This window comes from Pseudomonas sp. GD04019, assembly GCF_029837695.1.
Lineage (GTDB): Bacteria > Pseudomonadota > Gammaproteobacteria > Pseudomonadales > Pseudomonadaceae > Aquipseudomonas.
The window spans coordinates 210,529-234,810 of sequence record NZ_JAOEEA010000004.1 but is presented as its reverse complement, the minus strand read 5'-3'; the positions used below and the strand labels follow the sequence as shown (position 1 = coordinate 234,810).

Annotated in this window: 22 protein-coding genes; 16 read left to right on the top strand and 6 right to left on the bottom strand. The window is 65.5% G+C overall.

The features are described 5' to 3' along the window. Positions 1-8 precede the first annotated feature (8 nt). The 4 genes from N7607_RS08525 (at position 9) to N7607_RS08510 (ending at position 4,300) form a co-directional block, all read left to right on the top strand. Positions 9-926 carry a PLP-dependent cysteine synthase family protein gene (locus tag N7607_RS08525; protein WP_279865480.1) on the top strand — a complete coding sequence of 306 codons (918 nt, stop codon included), beginning with the start codon at positions 9-11 and terminating at the stop codon, positions 924-926. Positions 927-943: 17 nt separating this feature from the next. Continuing rightward, complete coding sequence (locus tag N7607_RS08520) at positions 944-1,927, top strand: serine O-acetyltransferase (protein WP_279865481.1); 984 nt, start codon at positions 944-946, stop codon at positions 1,925-1,927. A 3-nt stretch (positions 1,928-1,930) separates the two neighbouring features. After that, the gene (locus tag N7607_RS08515; RefSeq protein ID WP_279865482.1) at positions 1,931-2,656 is read left to right on the top strand and encodes an alanyl-tRNA editing protein; all 726 of its coding nucleotides are present in this window, start codon (positions 1,931-1,933) and stop codon (positions 2,654-2,656) included. A gap of 162 nt (positions 2,657-2,818) precedes the next feature. After that, the gene (locus tag N7607_RS08510) at positions 2,819-4,300 is read left to right on the top strand and encodes a M4 family metallopeptidase (protein WP_279865483.1); all 1,482 of its coding nucleotides are present in this window, start codon (positions 2,819-2,821) and stop codon (positions 4,298-4,300) included. A gap of 36 nt (positions 4,301-4,336) precedes the next feature. Here the strand turns inward: N7607_RS08510 and N7607_RS08505 are convergent, their stop codons facing one another. After that, positions 4,337-5,113, bottom strand: coding sequence for a LytTR family DNA-binding domain-containing protein (locus tag N7607_RS08505; protein WP_279865484.1), 777 nt, complete (start codon positions 5,111-5,113; stop codon positions 4,337-4,339). Next, positions 5,110-6,174: a histidine kinase gene (locus tag N7607_RS08500; RefSeq protein ID WP_279865485.1), complete on the bottom strand. Its 1,065-nt coding sequence runs from the start codon at positions 6,172-6,174 to the stop codon at positions 5,110-5,112. Before N7607_RS08500 ends, N7607_RS08505 begins: the two co-directional genes overlap by 4 nt. A 218-nt stretch (positions 6,175-6,392) precedes the next feature. Between N7607_RS08500 and N7607_RS08495 the strand changes: the two genes are divergently transcribed. Next, positions 6,393-6,725 carry a hypothetical protein gene (locus N7607_RS08495; RefSeq protein WP_279865486.1) on the top strand — a complete coding sequence of 111 codons (333 nt, stop codon included), beginning with the start codon at positions 6,393-6,395 and terminating at the stop codon, positions 6,723-6,725. 118 nt (positions 6,726-6,843) lie between these two features. Beyond that, a complete protein-coding gene (locus tag N7607_RS08490; protein ID WP_279865488.1) occupies positions 6,844-7,659 on the top strand; it encodes a hypothetical protein in 816 nt (271 codons plus the stop codon). A 90-nt stretch (positions 7,660-7,749) separates the two neighbouring features. Here the strand turns inward: N7607_RS08490 and typA are convergent, their stop codons facing one another. Together typA and thiI are read right to left on the bottom strand one after the other, a co-directional pair. Then, complete coding sequence (gene typA / locus N7607_RS08485; protein WP_279865489.1) at positions 7,750-9,567, bottom strand: translational GTPase TypA; 1,818 nt, start codon at positions 9,565-9,567, stop codon at positions 7,750-7,752. 130 nt (positions 9,568-9,697) lie between these two features. Next, on the bottom strand, positions 9,698-11,155 hold the full coding sequence (gene thiI, locus N7607_RS08480; protein ID WP_279865490.1) for a tRNA uracil 4-sulfurtransferase ThiI: 1,458 nt from the start codon (positions 11,153-11,155) through the stop codon (positions 9,698-9,700). 329 nt (positions 11,156-11,484) lie between these two features. On the opposite strand from thiI, the gene glnA reads away from it, so the two are divergent. From glnA to N7607_RS08440, 8 genes are all read left to right on the top strand, one after another. Beyond that, a complete protein-coding gene (gene glnA, locus N7607_RS08475; protein WP_279865491.1) occupies positions 11,485-12,891 on the top strand; it encodes a glutamate--ammonia ligase in 1,407 nt (468 codons plus the stop codon). A 225-nt stretch (positions 12,892-13,116) separates the two neighbouring features. Continuing rightward, positions 13,117-13,677 carry a DUF4124 domain-containing protein gene (locus N7607_RS08470; protein WP_279865492.1) on the top strand — a complete coding sequence of 187 codons (561 nt, stop codon included), beginning with the start codon at positions 13,117-13,119 and terminating at the stop codon, positions 13,675-13,677. Between the two features lie 12 nt (positions 13,678-13,689). After that, positions 13,690-14,313: a DUF4124 domain-containing protein gene (locus N7607_RS08465; protein WP_279865493.1), complete on the top strand. Its 624-nt coding sequence runs from the start codon at positions 13,690-13,692 to the stop codon at positions 14,311-14,313. A 197-nt stretch (positions 14,314-14,510) separates the two neighbouring features. Continuing rightward, positions 14,511-15,593, top strand: a complete 1,083-nt coding sequence (gene glnL / locus N7607_RS08460; RefSeq protein WP_279865494.1) for a nitrogen regulation protein NR(II) — start codon at positions 14,511-14,513, stop codon at positions 15,591-15,593. Continuing rightward, positions 15,590-17,023, top strand: a complete 1,434-nt coding sequence (gene ntrC / locus N7607_RS08455; RefSeq protein ID WP_279865495.1) for a nitrogen regulation protein NR(I) — start codon at positions 15,590-15,592, stop codon at positions 17,021-17,023. Before glnL ends, ntrC begins: the two co-directional genes overlap by 4 nt. Positions 17,024-17,184: 161 nt before the next feature. Beyond that, positions 17,185-19,377, top strand: a complete 2,193-nt coding sequence (gene yccS / locus N7607_RS08450; protein ID WP_279865496.1) for a YccS family putative transporter — start codon at positions 17,185-17,187, stop codon at positions 19,375-19,377. Positions 19,378-19,499: 122 nt separating this feature from the next. Continuing rightward, complete coding sequence (locus N7607_RS08445) at positions 19,500-19,661, top strand: hypothetical protein (protein ID WP_279865497.1); 162 nt, start codon at positions 19,500-19,502, stop codon at positions 19,659-19,661. Between the two features lie 105 nt (positions 19,662-19,766). Beyond that, on the top strand, positions 19,767-20,951 hold the full coding sequence (locus N7607_RS08440) for an NAD(P)/FAD-dependent oxidoreductase (protein WP_279865498.1): 1,185 nt from the start codon (positions 19,767-19,769) through the stop codon (positions 20,949-20,951). Positions 20,952-21,278: 327 nt separating this feature from the next. Here N7607_RS08440 and N7607_RS08435 read toward each other — a convergent pair whose 3' ends face one another. After that, on the bottom strand, positions 21,279-22,148 hold the full coding sequence (locus N7607_RS08435; RefSeq protein ID WP_279865499.1) for a type 1 glutamine amidotransferase domain-containing protein: 870 nt from the start codon (positions 22,146-22,148) through the stop codon (positions 21,279-21,281). Between the two features lie 108 nt (positions 22,149-22,256). Then, positions 22,257-23,114: an HDOD domain-containing protein gene (locus tag N7607_RS08430; protein ID WP_279865500.1), complete on the bottom strand. Its 858-nt coding sequence runs from the start codon at positions 23,112-23,114 to the stop codon at positions 22,257-22,259. Between the two features lie 145 nt (positions 23,115-23,259). On the opposite strand from N7607_RS08430, the gene N7607_RS08425 reads away from it, so the two are divergent. After that, entirely contained in the window at positions 23,260-23,754 is a 495-nt protein-coding gene (locus tag N7607_RS08425) for a DinB family protein (RefSeq protein WP_279865501.1), read from the top strand. A 37-nt stretch (positions 23,755-23,791) separates the two neighbouring features. Continuing rightward, on the top strand, positions 23,792-24,250 hold the full coding sequence (locus N7607_RS08420) for a GNAT family N-acetyltransferase (protein ID WP_279865502.1): 459 nt from the start codon (positions 23,792-23,794) through the stop codon (positions 24,248-24,250). Positions 24,251-24,282: the final 32 nt, after the last annotated feature.

The window sequence follows — 24,282 nt, the reverse complement described above, 5'->3', positions numbered from 1 at the left end:
GCCGCGCGATGATCCACCAATCCCTGCTGCAGGCCATCGGCGAGACGCCGGTGGTGCGCCTGGCGGCCTTCAGCGCCGAGACCGGGCTGGAAGTGTACGCCAAGCTCGAATCGCTCAACCCCGGCGGCAGCCACAAGGCGCGCATCGCCCTGGCCATGGTGCGCGACGCCGAGGAGCGCGGCATTCTGCAGCCGGGCAGCGGCCAGACCATCATCGAACCGAGTGGCGGCAACACCGGCATCGGCCTGGCCATCGCCGGCAACATCCTCGGCTACCGGGTGGTGCTGGTGATCCCCGACAACTACAGCCCGGAGAAGCAGAAGCTGCTGCGCCTGTACGGCGCCGAGGTGGTGCTGTCCGACAGCCGCCGCGGCAACAACTCCCACGGCGAACTGGCCATGGAGCTGCAGCTGGAGAACCCCGGCTACGTGATGCTCAACCAGCAGCGCAACCCGGCCAACCCGGAGATCCACCGGCGCACCACCGCCCAGGAGATTCTCCGCGACTTCGCCACGCTGCCGCCGGACTGCCTGGTAGCCGGCATCGGCACCGGAGGCCATGTCACCGGCCTGGGCGAGACGCTCAAGGCACGCTGGCCGTGGTTGCGGGTATTCGGCGTGGAGCCGGAGCAGTGCGACCTGCTCGCCGACCGCCACGCGCCGCACGAGATCCAGGGCCTGTCCATCGGCCTGGTGCCGCGCATCCTCAACCTCGGCGTGCTCGACGGCATGCTCAAGGTCTCCAAGCAGGCCTGCCTGGAGCGGGTGCGCCGCACCATGCGCAGCGATGGCGTCAGCCTGGGGCTTTCGTCGGCGGCCAACCTGGTGGCCATTGCCCAACTGGCCGGCGAGCTGCCGCGGGCAACCCGGGTGCTGACGCTGGTCTACGACGGCGTCGACAGCTACCTGCCGCACTTCGATTGCTAGCCGTGGAGGACGACGGGATGCGCTACCTCGACAGACTGAAACTCTACGACGGGCTGCTGGACCACCTGGTGCATGCGCTCAAATCGCAAGACATGGAACAACTGATGCCGCACCTGGACGGCATCATGGACAGCGCCGTGGAGCAGGTGAGCGAGGACCTGCAGGCCTATGCCGCGCGCGACCCGGCCTCGTGCGGGCGCACCGAGCTGATCCTCGACACCTATGCCTCGTTCAAGGCGGCGCTGTTCCATCGCCTGGCCCATCAGGTGTGGCTGCGCGGCGGCCTGGTGGAGCGCGAGCTGATCGCCCACCGCCTGGCCAACGCCGGCAAGCTGCAGTCGGGGGTGGAGATCCACCCGGCGGCGCGCATCGGCAGGCGCTTCGTGCTGGACCACGGCTTCGGCACGGTGATCGGCGAGACCTGCGAGATCGGCGACGACTGCTACCTGCTGAGCGGCGTGACCCTGGGCGCCGCCGGTATTGCCGACAACCCCGGCGGCAAACGCCACCCGAGCCTGGGCAACGGCGTGGAGGTGGGCGCCGGCGCGCGCATCCTCGGCGCGATTCACATCGGCGACCATGCCTTCATCAGCCCCGCCTGCGTGATCACCCATGACGTGCCGGCCAACACCCGGGTCAGCATCGTCAACCAGCTGCAGATGCAGCGCGCCAGCGTTGGCGCCAACCGCGGCTACCTGGGTGCGTTCGTGCTCGGCGAACGCCTGCACCTGGTCGGCGAGCTACCGGAGGCGGAGGAAATCACCGTGCTCGACGCCGACCACCACCGGCTCGGCTGCCTGACCCTGGAATGCACGGTGCGCGAGCGCCACCACCGCCAGTACCGCCTGCGCAACCTCGGTGCCGTGACGCCGGTGCCGCGTTATCCGCTCAACCTGCGGATCGGCGACCGGCTGCAGGACGTGACGTTGCTCGATCCGCCCGGCCTCAGCCATCTGGCGCGGGCGGTGCTCAAACCCCACATCCTCAGTATCGGAGGCTGACCCATGTCGGCACTGGCCCTGCATACCCACCCCCTGTTCGACGAGTTGCCCTACCAGCACACCTTCACCGCCCGCGTGCTGGCGGTGAGCGAGCTGGGCGTGGCCCTGGACCAGACCCTGTTCTATCCCACCGGCGGCGGCCAGCCCGGCGACCAGGGCCACCTCCTGCTGCCGGACGGCGCGGCCGTGACCGTGGTCAAAACCCAGCGCGACCCGCTGCTGCGGGCGATCATCTGGCACCAGCTGGGCGAGGGTCATCCGGACATCCGCGTCGGCATGGAAGTGCAGGGCTGCCTCGACTGGGAACGGCGCTACCGGCACATGCGCATGCACACCTGCCTGCATCTGCTGTGCGCCATCGTCGACGCGCCAGTGACCGGCTGCAGCATCGCCGCCGACAAGGGCCGCCTGGACTTCGATCTGCCGGAATCGACCCTGGACAAGGAGCAGATAACCCGCAGCCTGATGCAGCTGATCGACGGCGGCCTCGACGTGCAGGTGCAGCTGCTCTCCAGCGAGCAATACCGCAGCCTGCCGAATCTCTGCCGCACCCAGGTGGCACCGCCCCAGGGCAACGGCACGGTGCGGGTCATCGACATCCCCGGTGTGGACATGCAGCCCTGTGGCGGCACCCACGTGCGCAACACCGCCGAGGTGGGCGCCGTGGCCTGCGACAAGATCGAGAAGAAGAGCCGGCACAACCGACGCGTGACCCTGCGCTTCGCCTGAGCCCTCCTCCACCGCCACCGACGTTCCATCGACTGCCTTCCCTTTTCATCGCCAATGGCAGGGTTATCCGCCCAGCGGCGGCGATGAGCACTCCGCGCCGCCCACAAGGCGGCCGGAACCTACCCTCCGGAGAACACCTCCGCCCCCCGCAAGGAGAAGACGATGCCTAGAAAGTTGATTCAGCAATCGCTGTTACTGGCCGGTCTGGCTGCCCCCGCCGCCGGCTTCGCCGCCGAACTGATCGACGTCGCCAACCTGCCGCTGGCCCGTGCCGGCGTCGCCGCCGGCGATATCCACAGCACCCTCGGCCTCACCCCGGACGAACTCGACGCCGACACCAGTGCGCGCCTGCCCAGCGGTGCCCGCATCACCCGCTACCAGCAGTTCTACAAGGGGGTGCGGGTGTGGGGCGAGGCCATCACCGAAACCAGCGGCCCACGGTCGCGCCGCAGCGGCCGCCTGCTGGTCGGCATCGAGCAGGACCTGGCCCGCGACGCCACCCCAACCCTGAGCAAGGAGCAGGCCCTGCAGCAGGCCAGAAGCCTGATCAACAGTGCCCTGCCGCCGATCAACCAGCAGAGTGAGCTGGTGGTGCGGCGCAATGAGCAGGGCCAGGCCCAGCTGGCCTACGTGGTGTCCTTCTTCGTCGGCGGCGCCAGGCCGTCGCGCCCGCACTTCATGATCGAGGCCAACAGCGGCGAACTGTTGCAACGCTGGGAAGGCCTGACCCACGCCGAGGCCAGCGGCCCCGGCGGCAACGCCAAGACCGGCCAGTACCTGTACGGCACCCAGTACGGCCCGCTGATCGTCAACAGCAAGTGCCAGATGAACAGCGGCGACGTGATCACCGTCAACCTCAACCAGCGCTGGGACAACCGCAGCGTCACACCCTTCCGCTTCGCCTGCCCGTACAACGACTACAAGGCCATCAACGGCGCCTTCTCGCCGCTCAACGACGCACACTACTTCGGCAACGTGGTGTTCCAGATGTACGGCGGCTGGTTCGGCGGCCTGCGCCCGCTCAACGAACGCAAGCTGTACATGAAGGTGCACTACGGCAACGGTTACGAGAACGCGTTCTGGGACGGCCAGGCGATGACCTTCGGCGACGGCCGCAGTCGCTTCTACCCGCTGGTGTCGCTGGACGTCTCCGCCCACGAGGTCAGCCACGGCTTCACCGAGCTGAACTCCGGCCTGGTCTACGAGGGCCAGTCCGGCGGCATCAACGAGGCCTTCTCGGACATGGCCGGCGAGGCCGCCGAGTACTTCATGAAGGGCAGCAACGACTGGAAGGTGGGCGCCGACATCTTCAAGGGCAGCGGCTCGCTGCGCTACATGGACCAGCCCAGCCGCGACGGCGCGTCCATCGAGCACGCCGAGCAGTACCACGACGGCATCGACGTGCACCACTCCAGCGGCATCTACAACCGCGCCTTCTACCTGCTGAGCAGGTCGACCGGCTGGAACACGCGCAAGGCCTTCGAGGTGTTCGTCGACGCCAACCGCTTCTACTGGACCGAGACCAGCGGCTTCGACCAGGGCGCCTGCGGGGTGATCCAGTCGGCGCAGAACCGCAGCTACGGCAGCGCCGAGGTAGTGGCGGCCTTCGCCGCAGTCGGCGTTAGCTGCCCGACCTGGATGTAGGCATGGTGGGCTCCCGCCGCCCTGGGGCGGGAGCCCCTAGGGCCTGCCGAGCAGCAGGCGCAGCGCCGCGCCGTAGGTGCGGCCGACGCGGCACTCGCTGCCATCGGCCAACTGGGCGATCCAGGCGGCGAAGGGCGCGGGCCGCAGGCGCACCACCGCGCTGCGCCGCACGATGGTGCTGCGGTGGATGCGGATGAATTCGGCCGGCTCCAGGCGCTGCTCCAGCGAGCTCAGGGTCTCGTGGAACAGGTAGTTGGCTTCGGCCAGGTGGATACGCACATAGTCGCGCTCGGCCTGCAGGCGGATGATGGCGGCCTGCGGGATGCGTAGGTGCTCGCCGCGCACCTTGACCCACAACTCCCTCTCCGGCCGCGCCTGGGCACCCAATGCCTGCTTGAGCGAGGCGATCATCTCCTGCAGTTCGGCGAGGCGATCCGCCTGACTGCGCGAAGCCGCGACCGTGCGCGCACGCTGCATGGCCAGGGCGAAACGCTCGGCATCGATGGGTTTGGTCAGGTAGTCGACCGCATTGACCTCGAAGGCGCGCAGGGCATGGTGGTCGAACGCCGTGACGAAGATGATCGCCGGCAACTCGCCGGCGAGCTGCTGCAGCACATCGAAACCGCTGCCGCCGGGCATCTGGATGTCGAGCAGCAGGATGTCCGGGGCGCAGCTCTGTGCCACGCGCAGGGTCTCGGCGACATCGCCAGCCTCGTCGACGCGACCGACCCAGTCCAGCCTGCGCAGCAGGCGGATCAGCCGGCGCCGGGCCAGCGGCTCGTCGTCGGCGACGAGAATGCTCAGCGCCGTCATGCACAGCGCCACGGTAGATCGATGACCGCGCGGTAGCGATCCGCGCTCACCGGGCCGCAGGAGAACCGACCGCCCTCCTGGAAGCGCAGGCGCAGCCGCTCGGCCACGTTGCGCAAGCCAACCCCCATGCCCGGCTGGCGCCGCTCTGGCGCGGCATCTGCGGCCATGCCGTTCTCCACGCTGATGCGCAGCCTCTGGCCGTCGCGTGCAGCCCTGAGGAGGATGTCCACCGGTCCCGCCGCCATGCCTACGCCATGCTTGATCGCGTTCTCGATCAGCGGCTGCAGGATCAGGCTGGGCACCAGCGCCTCGCGCGCCTCCTCGGCCAGTTCGACGCGAAAACTCATGCGGTCGGAAAAACGCTCGCGCTCGATCGCCAGGTATTCCTCCTGCAGCCGCAACTCATCCGCCAGAGGCACGTCGTGCAGCGGATCGAGCGACAGCGTGGTGCGCATGAAGTTGGAGAGCGACAGCACCATTCGCTCGGCGCGAGAGGAGGCGCCCTCCTCGATCAGGCCGGCGATGGAGTTGAGCGTGTTGAACAGGAAGTGCGGATTGACCTGATAGCGCAGCGCCTGCATCTGCGCCGCCAGGGCCTCCTCGCGCACGGCCGCCAGGCGTCGCTCCCGCTCGCGCACCTCGAAACAGTAGAGCAGGGCGATGAACAGGCAGGACCAGCCGAACAGCATCGAGGCGCCTTCGATCAGCATGTAGCCGGAGTACACCGGATCAAAGCTCACCGGGTTCGGATACTCGCAGATCAGATAGTTGAGGAAATCGACGGCGACGAACAGCGGCGCCAGCGCCGCCGTCATCACGAAGCTGAGCAGGGCCTTGCGCGGGAATCCTAGCCCCCTCAGGCGGAACAGCAGCAGCGACATGCCGAAGGTCATCAGCGCGCCGACGGCGAACAGCACGAACTTCAGCGGCGCCGACTGCAGCGGGTCGATATTGATGAAGTAACCCAGAATGCTGTCGGCGACGAACATGCAGGTCCAGTAGATGAGGCTGAGCTGCAGGGTCGCCCGCACCAGCCCGTCGAAGTCTTTCGTGTCACTCATGCCGCCTCCGTGCCTCTGCGAAGAACCTGTGCCGCGGTGCCGCCGGCCGACGGAAAACAGCCATTGGCAGAAATTCCTGTCATCCGCGCCGCCCTCGATAGCGGTTGGCCGAAAAGCGCTTGGCCGTCCCGTCGCCGCCTCTCTAGAGTGCCGCCAACCGGCCTCGCCGGGAAGTCGATTCATCGCTTCATATGGGCAACAGCACACGAGGGAATGTCATGAACACTATCTTCCGCGCAGCACGCCTGCTCGCACTGATCGCCGCCGGCCACGGCCTAGCCGGCTGCGCCGCCATCGCCGAAAAGACCAACTCGCTGAGCGATGAGAGAATCCTCGCGGAAACCGCGGGCGTGCTCGGCTACTCTCCCAGCCAGCTGCAACTGGTGGCGCGGCGCACCAGCGGGACCAATACCTACGCCGAGCTGCGGGCCGAGAATGGCAACGAGTTCAACTGCATCATCAATGGCGGCAACCTGGCCACCTTCGGCGCCATCAATCCACCCAGTTGCGCGAAGAAGGGCGAGATACTCAGGAGCGGGCCGGGGCAGTGATGATCTGGCTCGCTGACTAGCGAGGCTGTGCAGGATTTTGGGTAACCGGGGTCGGCTTGGCCCGCTCAACCCGGCTCCTGCACCAGCTCCTCAAAATGACCGGAATCCTCAATCCACGATGAAAATTTCCGCTTTCTTTGTCTATGCGGCGCTGGGTGTGATCGCACAACCAGCATGCGCCAACTACCCGTGCCCGAGCGGTCCTGGGCCTGGTGAACAGCAGATCGGCGTTGGCGGTGGCTCCCATGGAGTCGCCGCTGTTCCCCTGTGCGTGGCAACCGGTGGCGGGGCCGATAGCACGGGCGGTGGAGACGCTGGCGGTGGGTACGCAGGCGGCTATCGGTGTGACGGCTGCAATATTTTTGCCGACCCCGGCCCGCCCAGCTACGACGCCATGAGCATCGCCATCAACGAGCAGGCGGCCAAAAACGCAGAAGCTCGCAAGCAAATGCTGGAAGCCGAAGCCAAACTTCAGGAGCTGGAAGCGGATCCGGATTACCAACGCTACCTGCAGGGTGAATGGCAGTTTTTTCAGGCCAAGAAAGATTCGGCACCCGGAGACAACTGCGTGGCGATGTGGAGCAAAGATGGCGACGCGGTCAGTATCGTCGGCCCTGGAAAAGCCTATCAGGGCGGCATGCTGATCTTCTGGAGCGTGGATATTCCCAGGCCATCGGACACGCAAACCGTAGCGGTGACGCTTAAACAGTCGAAGTACCAAGCGCAGTCGGTGAACGCGCTGAATTTTTCGGTACCGAGTATCCCGGCCGGCGCGATCGGCCTGACCGTGCCGAACATCGAAGCGGCACTGAGCACGATGCTGGACGTTGAGCACTTCATCGTCGAGATGGGTGGGCGTGCCGTTGCGGATATCGATTGGACCGACGGCCTGGCCGCTCGCGCCAAGCTGAATCAATGCGTCAGTAACCGCTAGCGGGCTCGCCTGCTCGTACAACTGGCCAATAAAAAACCCCGCCAGATCACTCTCGCGGGGTTTTGCTCGTAACGCAGATGTCGCGTCGAGTTAGACCTTGCTGCGCTCGTAGCGCTTGCGGTCGTTCTCGTTGAGCATCTTCTTGCGCAGACGGATCGACTTCGGCGTCACTTCCACCAGCTCGTCTTCGTCGATGAACTCCAGAGCCTGTTCCAGGGTGAACTTCAGCGCCGGGGTCAGCTGGATGGTCTCGTCCTTGCCGGAAGCACGCATGTTGTCGAGCTTCTTGGCCTTGGTGGGGTTGATCACCAGGTCGTTGTCGCGGCTGTGGATGCCGGCCAGCTGGCCTTCATAGACTTCGTCGCCCGGGGACAGGAACAGCTTGCCGCGGTCCTGCAGGGTTTCCAGGGAGTAGGTCAGCGCGGTGCCGGTGGCCATGGAGACCAGTACGCCGTTCTGGCGGTGGGCGACGTCGCCGGCCTTCACCGGACCGTAGTGGTCGAAGGTGGAGGTCAGGATGCCGGTACCCGAGGTCATGGTCAGGAAGGCGTTACGGAAGCCGATCAGGCCGCGCGCCGGGATCACGTATTCCAGGCGGATACGACCCTTGCCATCCGGAACCATGTTGGTCATGTCGCCCTTGCGCAGACCCATTTGCTCCATCACCGGACCCTGGTGCTGTTCTTCGATGTCGATGGTGACGTTCTCGTACGGCTCCTGCTTGACGCCGTCCTTCTCGATGATCACCACTTCCGGGCGGCCCACGGCCAGCTCGAAGCCTTCGCGGCGCATGGTTTCGATCAGTACGGAAAGGTGCAGCTCGCCACGGCCGGAGACCTTGAACTTCTCGGCGGAATCGCCGGCCTCGACGCGCAGGGCGACGTTGTGCAGCAGTTCCTTGTCCAGACGGTCCTTGATGTTGCGGCTGGTGACGAACTTGCCTTCTTTACCGGCGAACGGCGAGTCGTTGACCTGGAAGGTCATGCTCACGGTCGGCTGGTCGACGGTCAGCGGCGGGCGGGCCTCGACGTTCTGCGGGTCGCACAGGGTGTCGGAGATGAACAGCTCGTCCATGCCCGAGACGCAGACGATGTCGCCGGCTTCGGCTTCGGCGACTTCGACGCGCTGCAGGCCGGAGTGGCCCATGATCTTCAGCACGCGGCCATTGCGCTTGGTGCCGTCGTCGCTGATCGCCACCACCGGGGTGTTGGTCTTGATGCGGCCACGGGCGATACGGCCGATGCCGATCACGCCGAGGAAGCTGTTGTAGTCCAGCTGGGAGATCTGCATCTGGAACGGGCCGTCGACGTCGACGTCCGGAACCGGTACGTGGTCGATGATGGCCTGGAACAGCGCGTCCATGTTGTCGTCCATCTTCTCGTGGTCCATGCCGGCGATGCCGTTCAGGGCGCTGGCGTAGACGATCGGGAAGTCGAGCTGCTCATCGGTGGCGCCGAGGTTGTCGAACAGGTCGAAGATCTGGTCGATGACCCAGTCAGGACGCGCGCCCGGACGGTCGATCTTGTTCACCACGACGATCGGACGCAGGCCGGCCTTGAACGCCTTCTGGGTCACGAAGCGGGTCTGCGGCATCGGACCGTCCTGGGCGTCGACCACCAGCAGTACGGAGTCGACCATCGACATCACACGCTCCACTTCACCGCCGAAGTCGGCGTGGCCGGGGGTGTCGACGATGTTGATGTTGTAGCCGTTCCACTTGATGGCGGTGTTCTTGGCCAGGATGGTGATGCCACGCTCTTTTTCCTGGTCGTTGGAGTCCATCACGCGCTCGGATTCCGCCTCTTTGCGGTCGAGGGTACCGGAGAGCTTCAGCAGCTTGTCTACCAGGGTGGTCTTGCCATGGTCGACGTGGGCGATGATGGCGATGTTGCGCAGTTTTTCGATCACGATGTCGTCTCGATTGATGATTCTGAAAGCTGTGGCCCGGCATTCTGCCTGGCCGTTGTGAACTCGGGATTACGCGGCGCGACGGTCGGGAGGCCGGTGGCGGATGCTGCCACCGAGCAGGCCTGCACGCTTAATGCGGGCGATAGACGCGAACATTCGCATGCCCCTCGCTGAGCAGGTGGTGAGCGTGCAGGCGGCTCATCACACCCTTGTCGCAATAGAGTAGGTACTGGCGGCTCTCATCCAGTTCCTTGAATCGGTTGTTCAGCGCGTAGAACGGCAGGGCCTGCACCTCGATGCCGGGCAACTGCAGCGGCTCGTCCTCGGCGGCATCCGGGTGGCGGATGTCGATGACGATCTGCCCGACCAGGGCCTCGCGCACTTCCTCGACCTGCAGGTCCTGGCCCAGGGCGTCGATCACCTTGTCCACGGTCACCCGCGTCGCGCGTTCCAGGGCGCGCTCGAGGATGGTCATGTCGAAGTGGCTCTCCTCGTGTTCGATGCGACCGGGCTTGGCGCGGGTGGTCGGGTTCACCGAGATCACGCCGCAGTACTCGGGCATGTTCTTGGCGTACTCGGCGGTACCGATGGCGGTGGCGGTGTCGATGATGTCCTGCTTGTGCGCGGCGATCAGCGGGCGCAGTACCAGGGTGTCGGTGACCGCATCGATCACCGAGAGGTTCGGCAGGGTCTGGCTGGACACCTGGCTGATCGCCTCGCCGGTGACCAGCGCATCGATATTCAGCTCGGCGGCGATACGGCTGGCGGCGCGCAGCATCATGCGCTTGAGCACCACGCCCATCTGGCTGTTGTCGACCTTGCCGAGAATCTCGCCGACCACTTCCTCGAACGGCACGCTAATAAACAGTACGCGGTGCGAGCTGCCGAACTTCTGCCACAGATGGTGGGCCACTTCCATCACGCCCAGCTCGTGGGCACGGCCACCGAGGTTGAAGAAGCAGAAGTGGGTGAGCAGGCCGCGACGCATCATCTGGTAGGCAGCGACTGTGGAGTCGAAGCCGCCGCTCATCAGCACCAGGGTCTGTTCGATGGAGCCCAGCGGGTAACCGCCCAGGCCTTCGTGCTGGGCGTGGATGATCAGCAGGCGGTCGTAGCGCACCTCGAAGCGCACTTCCGCCTCGGGCTGCTTGAGATCGATACCGGCGGCCCCGCACTCGCGACGCAGGCGGCTGCCAACATGGCTGGCCAGCTCCATCGAGGAGAAGTCATGGGTGTTGCCGGCGCGCTTGCAGCGCACGGCGAAGATCTTGCCGGGCAACTGAGCACCGAAGTGCGCGCGGCACTTCTCGAAGGTGTCGTCGAAATCGACATAGGGGTATTCGTGCACTTCGAGGAAGTGGGCGATGCCCGGCGTGCAGCACAGGCGCGCGAACATCTCGGCCTGCGCCTTCGGCTCGCTGACCTGGCTGATCAGGTCGAGGTTGTCCCATTCGCCCTGCACTTCCAGCTCGGGGTCCAGGTCACGCAGCACCGTACGAATATTCTTCGCCAGCTGGCGGATGAACTGCTTGCGCACCGGCCGGCTCTTGATGGTGATTTCTGCGAAGGGTTTGACGATGAGCTTCATGGAAAACGGGTGCCGGACGAGAGACCGAAAAACAGGGGCGCGGATTATAGCGGAAATTGCTCAAGCTTTGATCAAAAACAATATTCGCCCAGATACAGCACCAAAAAAGTGCGAACAGCATTTTATTTGCACCAACTCGGCGCATAAAACTGCTAAAAGAATCGACCCAGGCCGCGCAGCCCCTGACTTTCAGGCTTCCAACCCATTCCGGGGCACTGGCATGCAATTTGCTCCCTTGTGAGGCAGCCCAGCCTGGTCGACTATCGCGCCCGGCTTTGCACCTAATTTCGGAGGCTGGCTCAGCCGGCCCCATCCACCTGGAGGACAGCATGTCGAAGTCGATTCAACTGATTAAAGAACACGACGTGAAGTGGGTTGACCTGCGCTTCACCGACACCAAAGGCAAGCAACACCACGTGACCATGCCGGCCCGTGACGCTCTGGACGAAGACTTCTTCGAAGTCGGCAAGATGTTCGACGGCTCGTCCATCCATGGCTGGAAAGGCATCGAAGCCTCCGACATGATCCTGCTGCCGGTCGACGACACCGCCGTCCTGGACCCGTTCACCGAAGAGCCGACCCTGATCCTGGTCTGCGACATCATCGAGCCGAGCACCATGCAAGGCTACGACCGCGACCCGCGCTCCATCGCCAAGCGCGCCGAGGAATACCTGAAGACCACCGGTATCGGTGACACCGTATTCGTCGGCCCGGAGCCGGAGTTCTTCATCTTCGACGAAGTGAAGTTCAAGTCCGACATCTCCGGCTCCATGTTCAAGATCTACTCCGAGCAAGGCTCCTGGATGACCGACGCCGACGTCGAGTCCGGCAACAAGGGCCACCGCCCGGCCGTCAAAGGTGGTTACTTCCCGGTTCCGCCGTGCGACCACGACCACGAAATCCGTACTGCCATGTGTAATGCCATGGAAGAAATGGGCCTGGTCATCGAAGTTCACCACCACGAAGTGGCGACTGCCGGCCAGAACGAGATCGGTGTGAAGTTCAACACCCTGGTCAACAAGGCTGACGAAGTTCAGACCCTGAAGTACTGCGTGCACAACGTGGCCGATGCCTACGGCAAAACCGCCACCTTCATGCCGAAGCCGCTGTACGGCGACAACGGCTCGGGCATGCACGTGCACCTGTCGATCGCCAAAGACGGCAAGAACACCTTCGCTGGTGAAGGCTATGCCGGCCTGTCCGACACCGCCCTGTACTTCATCGGCGGCATCATCAAGCACGGCAAGGCCCTGAACGGCTTCACCAACCCGTCGACCAACTCCTACAAGCGTCTGGTCCCGGGCTTCGAAGCTCCGGTCATGCTGGCCTACTCGGCTCGCAACCGTTCCGCCTCGATCCGCATCCCGTACGTTTCCAGCCCGAAAGCCCGCCGCATCGAAGCGCGCTTCCCGGATCCGGCTGCCAACCCGTACCTGGCCTTCGCCGCTCTGCTGATGGCCGGCCTGGACGGTATCCAGAACAAGATCCACCCCGGCGATGCCGCCGACAAGAACCTGTATGACCTGCCGCCGGAAGAGGCCAAGGAAATCCCGCAGGTTTGCGGCAGCCTGAAAGAAGCCCTGGAAGAGCTGGACAAGGGCCGCGCCTTCCTGACCAAGGGCGGCGTGTTCTCCGACGACTTCATCGATGCCTACATCGAGCTGAAATCGGAAGAAGAAATCAAGGTGCGCACCTTCGTGCACCCGCTGGAATACGACCTGTACTACAGCGTCTGATCCAGCGCCGGCCGCTCACACGGCTCGCTTGAAAGAGGCCTCCTTCGGGAGGCCTTTTTTGTGCCCTGAGATTTCATGGCGGAGCCCACCAGAGCCCTGAGTTGAGGGCGCGACTAACAATTGCCCCTACTATTTCTTGCGCCACGCCACGCATGGCGTCGTGCAGACTTGCCAGAGGCGCCAAGCGGTGCAACCCTTGCCGCAGGATCATTCAGGAGCCTACCGATGCGCCTGCTCACCGCCTGCCTGCTCTGCACCCTGGCCCTGCCGGCCGCCGCGCAGATCTACAAGTACACCGACTCCAACGGCAATACCGTATTCACCAACCAGCCGCCGGAAGGCCAGGCAACGGAGTCCGTCGAGTTGCCGCCGGCCAATACGGTAGAAGCGCAGAAGCCGGTGGTGACGGAACAGCCCGAACAGCCCGCCAGCGATCAGCCGCCCTACAGCGAACTGAACCTGACCGATGTTCCCAACGATGAAGCGCTCCGCGCCAACAACGGTACCTTCAGCGTTGGCGTGAATATCAAACCACGCCTGGCGCCCGGCCACCGATTCCGCCTACTGCTAGACGGCCAGCCTTATGGCCAGCCGAGCAACGTGCCACGCCTGCAACTCACCAATGTCGACCGCGGCGAACACAGCCTCGCGGTAGAGATAGTCAGCGGCGAGCGGCAAATTCAGCAGAGCGCGGCAGTGACCTTCACTGTGCAGCGCATCAGCGTGAACAGCCCGGCGCGCGCGAAACCAACCCCTCCAAAACCCGCTCCCAGACCAGCCACCTGATCGAAGGCCTCCATGAATCGTCTGCTGTTATGCCTGGCGCTCGGCCTAGCCTGCTTCACTGTCCAGGCCGGGGTCTATACCTACATTGACGCGGACGGCAACAGGGTGTTCACTGACCAGCCGCAATCGGAGCAGGCCGAGCGAATCGAACTGGCGCCCTCCAATGCGATGTCCGCCACACAGACGCCGCCATCCGCGCCCCCGCCTGAAGCGCTACCCAAGGAGCCCAGCTATCAGGTACTGCGCATCCTGGTACCCGAGCCGGACGCGACCATTCGCGAGATGACCGGCAATCTGATCGTCAGCGCATCCGTCGAGCCCGGCCTGCATGCCGGCCACAACTTCCGTTTGATCATGGATGGAAAGCCTGCCAGCGAAGCGGGACGCAGCCCAGTGTTCCCCTTGGAGAACGTCGACCGTGGCACCCATCAGATTTCGGTGGAGATAATCGACGCCCATGGCCGCATCGTCGAACGCACCCCAAGCCAGCCTTTTCATATGAAGCGCATCTCCCTTGCCGAAAAGCGCAATGCCAACCCCTGCAAGAAAAAAGACTGGGGCGTACGCCCGGAATGTCCGATCGAAGACAAGCCGAAAGACCCACCGAAAGACATTCCCCTGATTCCCTTCATCTGATCGCGCCTGCCAATGCACCATATTGATGCATTAGCCTGCACTGATTTCTATACTCTCCCCGTTTTGGTTCATCGACGACCGCGCCGGCTGCGCCGAAACGCAGCCTGAAGGGCGGTTGCTGGCAGAGATACGCGTCTTTTCAGGGCCTTGGTTTGCTTTTTGCATTTTCCAGCCCATCGCCGGGACCCAGACCTGCCATGATCAACGACGCGCTGCACCGCCTACTGCTGGACAACCTGACCACCGCGACCATTCTGCTCAACGCCGAGCTGCGCCTGGAGTACATGAACCCGGCCGCCGAGATGTTGCTGGCGGTGAGCGGCCAGCGCAGCCATGGTCAGTTCATCAGCGAACTGTTCACCGAGTCACCGGAAGCGCTCAGCTCGCTGCGCCAGGCGGTCGAGCACGCTCACCCCTTTACCAAGCGCGAGGCGATGCTGACTTCGCTGGCCGGCCAGACCATCACCGTCGACTACGCGGTGACGCCGATCCTCAACCGCAGCCAGACCCTGCTGCTGCTGGAAGTGCACCCGCGCGACCGCCTGCTGCGCATCACCAAGGAAGAGGCGCAGCTGTCCAAGCAGGAAACCACCAAGCTGCTGGTTCGCGGCCTGGCCCACGAGATCAAGAATCCCCTCGGCGGCATCCGCGGCGCGGCTCAGCTACTGGCCCGCGAGTTGCCGGAAGAGAGCCTCAAGGATTACACCAACGTGATCATCGAGGAGGCCGACCGCCTGAGAAATCTCGTGGACCGTATGCTCGGCTCGAACAAGCTGCCGTCGCTGGCGATGACCAACATCCACGAGGTGCTCGAGCGCGTCGCCAGCCTGATCGAGGCCGAGGCCCAGGGCAGCATCACCCTGGTGCGCGACTACGACCCGAGCATCCCCGACCTGCTGATCGACCGCGAGCAGCTGATCCAGGCCATTCTCAACATCGTGCGCAACGCCCTGCAGGCGCTGTCCAGCCAGAGCGACCTGCGCCTGGGCCGCATCAGCCTGCGCACCCGCACCCTGCGCCAGTTCACCATCGGCCACACCCGCCATCGCCTGGTGGTGAAGATGGAGATCATCGACAACGGCCCGGGCATCCCGCCGGAGCTGCAGGAAACCATCTTCTACCCCATGGTCAGCGGCCGCCCCGACGGCACCGGCCTGGGCCTGGCCATCACCCAGAACATCATCAGTCAGCACCAGGGCCTGATCGAATGCGAGAGCCACCCGGGCCATACCGTGTTCTCGATCTTCCTGCCCCTGGACCAAGGAGCCACACCGTCATGAGCCGCAGTGAAACCGTCTGGATCGTCGACGACGACCGCTCCATCCGCTGGGTCCTGGAGAAGGCCCTGCAGCAGGAAGGCATGACCACCCAGAGTTTCGACAGCGCCGACGGCGTGCTGACCCGCCTGTCCCGCCAGCAACCTGACGTGATCATCTCCGACATCCGCATGCCTGGCGCCAGCGGCCTCGACCTGCTGGCACGCATCCGCGACATGCACCCGCGCCTGCCGGTGATCATCATGACCGCACATTCCGACCTGGACAGCGCGGTGGCCTCCTACCAGGGCGGCGCCTTCGAGTACCTGCCCAAACCGTTCGACGTCGATGAGGCCGTCTCTCTGGTCAAGCGCGCCAACCAGCACGCCCAGGAGCAGCAGGGCTTGGAGGCACCAGCCGCACTGGGCCGCACCCCGGAAATCATCGGCGAGGCGCCGGCGATGCAGGAGGTGTTCCGCGCCATCGGTCGCCTGTCGCACTCCAATATCACCGTGCTGATCAACGGCGAGTCCGGTACCGGCAAGGAGCTGGTCGCCCACGCCCTGCACCGCCACAGCCCGCGCGCGGCTGCGCCGTTCATCGCGCTGAACATGGCGGCGATTCCCAAGGACCTGATGGAGTCCGAACTGTTCGGCCACGAGAAAGGCGCCTTCACTGGCGCGGCCAACCAGCGCCGCGGGCGCTTCGAGCAAGCCGACGGCGGCACCCTGTTCCTCGACGAGATCGGCGACATGCCCGCCGACACCCAGACCCGCCTGCTGCGCGTGCTGGCCGATGGCGAGTTCTACCGGGTCGGCGGCCACACACCGGTCAAGGTCGATGTGCGCATCATCGCCGCCACTCACCAGAACCTCGAATCCCTGGTGCAGGCCGGCAAGTTCCGCGAGGACCTGTTCCACCGCCTCAACGTCATCCGCATCCATATCCCGCGCCTGGCCGACCGCCGCGAGGACATCCCCACCCTGGCCCGCCACTTCCTCGGCCGCGCCGCCCAGGAGCTGGCCGTCGAGCCCAAGCTGCTGAAGAGCGAGACCGAGGACTACCTCAAGCACCTGCCGTGGCCGGGTAACGTGCGCCAGCTGGAGAACACCTGCCGCTGGATCACCGTGATGGCCTCCGGCCGCGAAGTACATATCGACGACCTGCCGCCGGAGCTGCTGACCCAGCCCCAGGAAAGCGCGCCGGCCGCCAACTGGGAGCAGGCCCTGCGCCAGTGGGCCGACCAGGCCCTGGCCCGCGGCCAATCCAGCCTGCTGGACAGCGCCGTGCCGGCCTTCGAGCGGATCATGATCGAGACCGCGCTCAAGCACACCGCCGGTCGCCGCCGCGATGCCGCCGTACTGCTGGGATGGGGCCGCAACACCCTGACGCGCAAGATCAAGGAACTGGGCATGAAGGTCGACGGCGCCGACGATGACGACGGCGAAGACTGATCGCCGCCAGCGCTGAACCAGACGGGCCCCAAGGGGCCCGTTTTCGTTGCCGCACCCGCGGGCTATCCTCTGAACGAAAGGTCAATAAAATGGTGCCTCGTCAGCACCTGGTGCCGTCTCTCGGCACACCAACCCATTTCCTGGCGGGTAGCCGTTCGCCCATGCCCTCATCGTTCAAGCACACCCTGCGCCAGCTCTGGGCGCGCGAGAAATTCACCTACGGTGTGCGGGTATTCATCGCCCTGGCCGGCGCCATGGCCCTGTGCTGGTACCTGGAGCGGATCGCCCTGGTCATCCCGCTGTTCCTCGGCTGCATCGCCAGCGCCCTGGCCGAGAACGACGATCACTGGCGCGGGCGCGCCCAGGGGTTGCTGGTCACCCTGCTGTGCTTCGGCGCCACCGCCAGCGCGGTGCAGCTGCTGTTCCCCATGCCCTGGCTGTTCGGCGCGGGGCTGGCCCTGGCGGCCTTCGCCATGACCCTGCTCGGCGGCATCGGCGAACGCTACGCGGCGGTGGCCCAGGCCACCCTGATCCTGGCGATCTACACCGCCATCGGCCTGGAGCACCGTGGCGGCCAGGCCGGGATCTTCTGGCAGGAGCCGCTGCTGCTGATCGCCGGCGCCGCCTGGTACGGCCTGCTCGGCATCATCTGGAGCGCACTGTTCAGCCAGCAACCGGTGCAGCAGGCGCTGGCGCGGGTGTTCGAGGAGCTGGGCGCCTACCTGCGCCTGAAGGCCTCGCTGTTCGAGCCGATCCGGCAGCTGGATATCGAGGCGCGGCGCCTGGAACTGGCACGGCAGAATGGTCGGGTGGTGACGGCGCTGAACCTGGCCAAGGACATCATCCTCAACCGCATGAGCCGCAAGCGCAGCGGGCAGAAGACCAACCGCTACCTCAAGCTGTACTTCATCGCCCAGGACATCCACGAGCGCGCCAGCTCCTCGCACTACCCGTACAACGCCCTGGCCGAAGCCTTCTTCCACAGCGACGTGATGTTCCGTTGCGGCCGTCTGCTCAGCCAGCAGGGCAAGGCCTGCCAGGCATTGGGCCGGGCCATCCGCCTGCGCCAGCCGTTCGACTACAACGACAACAGCCAGGCCATGGCCGACCTCGATGCCTCCATGACCTTCCTGCGCGAGCAGCACAACCCGGCCTGGCGCCGCCTGCTGCGCTCGCTCGGTGCCCTGGCCGACAACCTCGCCAGCCTGGAACGCAAGCTGTCCAGCGCCAGCAACCCGGACGCCCTGGCCGACGAGCAGGACAGCAGCCTGCTCGATCGCTCGCCGCAGACCCTCAAGGAAGCCTTCGAGCGCCTGCGCCAGCACTTCACCCCCACCAGCCTGGTGTTCCGCCACGCCCTGCGCCTGTCCGCCGCCCTGCTCGCCGGCTACGGCCTGCTGCACTGGATTCACCCGCAACAGGGCTACTGGATCCTGCTCACCACCCTGTTCGTCTGCCGCCCCAGCTATGGCGCCACCCGCCTGCGCCTGGTGCAGCGGGTCAGCGGTACGCTGATCGGCCTGGTACTGGGTTGGGCGCTGATCCGCCTGTTCCCCGATCCACTGCTGCAATCGCTGATCGCCGTGGCCGCCGGGGTGATCTTCTTCACCAACCGGGTCGACCGCTACACCCTGGCCACCACCGCCATGACCCTGGTCGTGGTGCTGTGCTTCAACCAGATCAGCGACGCCTACACCCTGCTCTGGCCGCGCCTGGTGGATACCGTGCTGGGCACGGTGATCGCCGGCCTCGCGGTGTTCTTCATTCTGCCCGACTGGCAGGGCCGCAAGCTCAACCAAGTGCTGGCCAGCACCCTGAGCAGCAACAGCCGCTACCTGCTGCAGATCATGCAGCAGTACGAGTCCGGCGCCCGTGACGACCTGAGCTACCGACTGGCCCGGCGCAACGCGCACAACGCCGACGCGGCGCTGTCCACCACCCTGTCCAACATGCTGCTGGAGCCCGGCCATTTCCGGAAGGATGCCGAGACCGGCTTCCGCTTCCTGGTGCTGTCGCACACCCTGCTCAGCTACCTCTCGGCCCTCGGCGCACACCGCGCGACCCTGGCCGACGACGCCAGCGACGCCCTGCACGACCGCGCCGTGGCGCATATCAGCCAGAGCCTCGACGCCATCGCCACGGGCCTGCAGACCGGCACCCCGGTAGCCGTGTACGACGAGGCCGACCAGGCCCTGGCCGAGGAGCTGGAGCAGCTGCCCGAGGAGATGGACGAGGGCCACCGCCTGGTACAGGTACAGCTCGGTCTGATCTGCCGCCAGCTGGCGCCGCTGCGCACCCTGGTCGCGCATCTGCAGAAGGGCCCGGCCGAAATCGCCCAGGCCAAGGCCGCCTGAGGAGGCACTTCCCTCTGCGTCGCCGCGGAGCGGCCACCGACCATCGCACTGCCAGCCCCATTCCGGGGCTGCTCAGTGACGAGGTGATGCCATGAAACGCTGCCTCCAAATGCGGCTCCCAGTTGGCTAAGAGCGCTCCAGCCGAATCGGCCGAGTACTGCAGCAACTGCAAGGACCAGAGCAAGAACACCAACCGCAAGCGCGCTGAGGATCGCAACCAGAGCTTCGGCGGCGAGACCCACAGCAAGCAACCCAAGGGCAACAATCACAACAGCGGGCGCTGAGCCTGCCCCGCAGGCGCCTCGGCGCCTGCGGGCCGATGACCGTCCGCGGCTTCGCCGCGCCTTTCCGCTAGAATGCGCGGCTTCGCGACTCATCGAGGTTCAGCCGTGTCCTTCTTCCCGGTCATCATCATCGGCGCCGGTGCCGCCGGCCTGATGTGCGCGGCGCAAGCCGCCGCACGCGGACGCCAGGTCCTTTTGCTGGACCACGCCAACAAGCCGGGCAAAAAGATCCTCATGTCCGGCGGCGGCCGCTGCAACTTCACCAACATGTACTGCGAGCCGGCCAACTTCCTCTCGCAGAATCCGCACTTCTGCAAGTCGGCCCTGGCCCGCTACACCCAGTGGGACTTCGTCGAACTGGTGGTCAAGCACGACGTGCCCTACCACGAGAAAAAGCTCGGCCAGCTGTTCTGCGACCGCAAGGCCAGCGATATCCTCAGCATGCTGCTGGCCGAGTGCGACGAGCACGGCGTCGACCTGCGCCTGGACACCTCGGTCGAGACCATTGGCAAGACTGATACCGGCTACGCCCTGCACACCAGCGCCGGCAAGTTCACTTGCGAGTCACTAGTGATCGCCACCGGCGGCCTGTCCATCCCCACCCTCGGTGCCACCGGCTTCGGCTACCAGGTGGCCAAGCAGTTCGGCCATACATTGCTGCCAACCCGCGCCGGCTTGGTGCCCTTCACCATCACCGAGCCGCAGCTCAAGGCGCTGTGCACCGAGCTGTCCGGCACCTCGGTGGAGGACTGCGTGGTCAGCTGCAACGGGCAGAGCTTCAAGGAAAATATCCTGTTCACTCACAGGGGGCTGAGTGGCCCGGCGATCCTGCAGATTTCTTCCTACTGGCAGCCGGGCGATGCCATCGAGATCAATCTGCTGCCACATATCGACCTGCCCGAGTGGCTGGCGGCGCAGCAGCGCGAGCGACCGAACAGCGAGCTGAAGACCCTGCTCGCCGAGCTGTTCACCAAGAAGATGGCCGGCCTGCTGGCCGAGCAGTGGTTCGTCAGCAAGCCGCTCAAGCAATACACCCCGGCGGAGCTGGAGGCGGTGGCGGCCAAGCTCGCCGAATGGACCCTGGTGCCGGCCGGCACCGAGGGCTACCGCACCGCCGAGGTGACCCTGGGCGGCATCGACACCCGCGAGGTGTCGTCAAAGACCATGGAGTCGCAGAAGTCGCCGGGCCTTTACTTCATCGGCGAGGTGCTGGACGTCACCGGTCACCTGGGCGGCTTCAACTTTCAGTGGGCCTGGGCCTCGGCCCACGCTGCTGCGCAGTTCGTCTGAGGCTGGAGCCCTCATTACAGCCGCCCCAGGGGCGGTGACTTCCAGACCGCCACCGGCCATAGCGTAGGAGCGAGCTCTGCTCGCGAACGGGGCCACCGCAAAAAGCTTCGCGAGCAGAGCTCGCTCCTACAAGCAGGTAGCCCGGATGCAATCCGGGGACAGTGTTGCCGGCACTCCCGGATGGCATCCGGGCTACAGCGCGCTGACTCCCTCTCCCTCCGGGAGAGGGCTGGGGTGAGGGCATCGACTCAGCGCTGCAAGAAAACGCTAGCGAAGCGCTCACCAAGCCGACGTACACCCACTAAGCGGCAGACTTCAACCGCCTGGCTAAGCAGCTGCCGGCAGCAACTCGATAAAGCGCCGCATCAGCTCATGCATATCACCCGGCCAGCGCCCGGACACGTAATTGCCGTCGCGCACCACCCAGGCCGGGCGGCTGTCGTCCGGTGTGTCGCGGTGCAGGCCACTGGTCTTGCGCCAGAAGTCGGGCGCGTCCTTGGCCACATCGAGGAAGTCATCCGGGCTGGCCAGCACTCGCCCCACCTCGCCCTGCACGCTCATATGCCCGGCCGGCTCGCCCGGCGCCTCGGAGTAGGTGCGGTAGTAGTCGCGCTCCCACCAGCGGCCGTAGAAGCGGGTCAGGTCCCAGGCGGTCTTCTCCATTTTCCAGGTCAGCCCGGTGGTCCTGCGCCCGTGCAGCACCGAGCGGCCATCCACGCCCTTGCTGCGCGCCGCCAGCAACACGCCGTGGCACACCGCCGCCACCGGCTTGTCAGCGGCGAACCAGGCGCCGACGAAGGCCTGCAGCGTCTCGCTCTCCAGATATTCACGCATACCTCGAGACCAGTGCCCGCCAGGCAGCATCAGACCGGCGAAGTCCTCCACGCGCAGGCGCTCGTGGCGCAGCGGCTGCAGGTAATCGGGATCACCCAGCATCTCGGCACAGGCCGCGCGCGCCTCGCCATTGGCGCGCAGCAACAGGCCGAGCAGCTTGAGCCGACGCAGGCCGGGAATCAGGCCCCAGGCATCTAGGCCCTCGCCGCTGATCATCTGCGGATCCGGCTCGGCCGGGTGGCCGTCCGGAGTAGCAAAGCACACCCGGTAGCCAGCCTGACGCAGCTGGCGCCAGGCCAGGGCCGTTTCGCTGGGATCGTAATCACGGCGCGGCAGAGGAATCAGGACGCAAGGCGCGGGCATGGCGGGCTCTCGTGGATGGGCGATGGGCTGAGACCTTAGCAGGTCAAACGCCGTGGCGGCATGCAGCGGACGCCAGGCCTGCGGGCCAAGGCTGCCACGGCATGCGGCTCAGCGCAGGGTCTCGGCGATCGCATGAATATCCGCGCGATGATTGAGCACCAACTCCAGCTCGCCGTTGTCGCCGATGAAGTTCAACGGCGGCTGCAGCTTGTGGTAGGCGGCCAGTTCCACCAGCAGCGGCAGCTCGGCGTCGGGATTACGCTCCTTGATGGCATGGAACAGCGCCAGGTTGACCAGGTCGATCAGCTCCAGCTCGCGGCCCGTCGAGGCGCCCCAGTTGCCAGCCGCGCGGATCACCTCGATGTATTCGTCGTCTACCGCCCACTTCTTCAGCACGATCACCCCCAGCGACTTGCTGTATTCGCGGCACAGCTTGTAGTACAGCTCGCCGGAGGGGATCTCCGCCTCGTCCTTGAATGCCGAGAGCACCGCCAGGGTGCCCACCTCGCTGAGCAGGCTGGCCAGCAGGGCATGTTCCGGCGCCACGTGGCCGATCAGCCGGGCCAGCATGGCGCAGGTGCTGGCCTTGAGCGTCAGCCGCCCCCAGACCTCCATGAACAGGCGCTTGTGCGCCGGGCTGTGCAGGGTGAACAGGCTCTTGATGCTGTGGACCATGGTGATGCGGTCCACCTCGCTCATGCCGAGCAGGGCGATCACATCCTGCAGGGTGCGCGGCGCCATCGGGTGGCGGTACAGGGCGCCCGAGGCATGCTTCATCAGCAACGCCGCCAGCGCCGGGTCGCGACTGATCAGGCGGGCCAGCGCGCCGGTACTGATCTGCCCGTCGCTCAATGCCCGGCGAATATCCAGGGTCAATGCTGGCAGGCTGGGCAGTTGTTCCTGCCCCTGCATCAACTGCGACACCACCCGCCGGTAGATCGAATAGTCCGAAGCCTCGACACCCAAAGCACACCTCCACGCCCCCCTGAAGCAGTGTAGGTGCTGGAACCCCAGGCCATAGCAGCTGCCGCAGGGTTTAGCCGTCATCTGTACCGAGCCAGGCGCGGTTTTCCCGTGCCAGCATGGTGTTCCAGCCACACGGAGCACTGCCATGCTCGCCACCCTCAACGCCCTCGCCGCTTTCCCCGACCAGCTGGAGGCCCATTACTCGGCCATCCCCGCAGCCTATAGGCACTGGGCACCGGCGACCTGGGCCGGCATACCCAGCGAACCCTTCACCGCCATCGAGCAGCTATGCCATGTGCGTGACATCGAGGTGGACGGCTACCAGTTGCGCCTGCGCCGCACGCTGGAGGAAGACAATCCGCTGCTGATCTCTCTGGATGGCGAGGCCATGGCCCGCGAGCGCCGCTATGCCGAGGCGGATGCCGACTCGGTGCTGGCCGACTTCCGCCGCGCCCGCGATGAGACCCTGGCACTGATCGCATCGATCGGCGCCGAGCAGTTCCGCCGCCCGGCGCGCTTCGAGGGCTATGGCCAGCTAACCCTGCGCAGCCTGGTGCACTATCTGTGCAGCCATGACCAGCAGCATCTGGCTGGCCTGCAATGGTTGCTCGGCAAGATCGAGGCCGGCGCCCAGTCATGACAGAATCGCCTCTCGCCGATATGGAAGCACCAAGCCCATGACCCTCACCTGGCACACCAAGCACCATTCCGAGCTGAGCACGCACGAACTGTACGCCCTGCTCGAGCTGCGCTCCCGCGTGTTCGTGGTCGAGCAGAACTGCGCCTACCAGGACGTGGATGGCCAGGACCTGCTCGCCGACACCCACCATCTGCTGGCCTGGCAGGACGAGCGACTGGTGGCCTACCTGCGCCTGCTCGATCCCTCGACCCAGGATGGCGACGTGGTGATCGGCCGCGTGGTGATTGCCCCGCAGGCGCGCGGCAGTGGCCTCGGTCACCAGTTGATGGAGCGCGCCGTGGCGGCCTGTCTCGAACGCTGGCCGGGGCTGCCGATCTACCTTTCGGCCCAGGCCCATCTGCAGGGCTATTACGGTCGCTACGGCTTCGAGGCGGTGACCGCGGAATACCTGGAAGACGACATCCCGCATATCGGCATGCGCCGCCAGCCCCTTTAGATTCAATTCCGCCGCCCATAACCGGCGGCGCT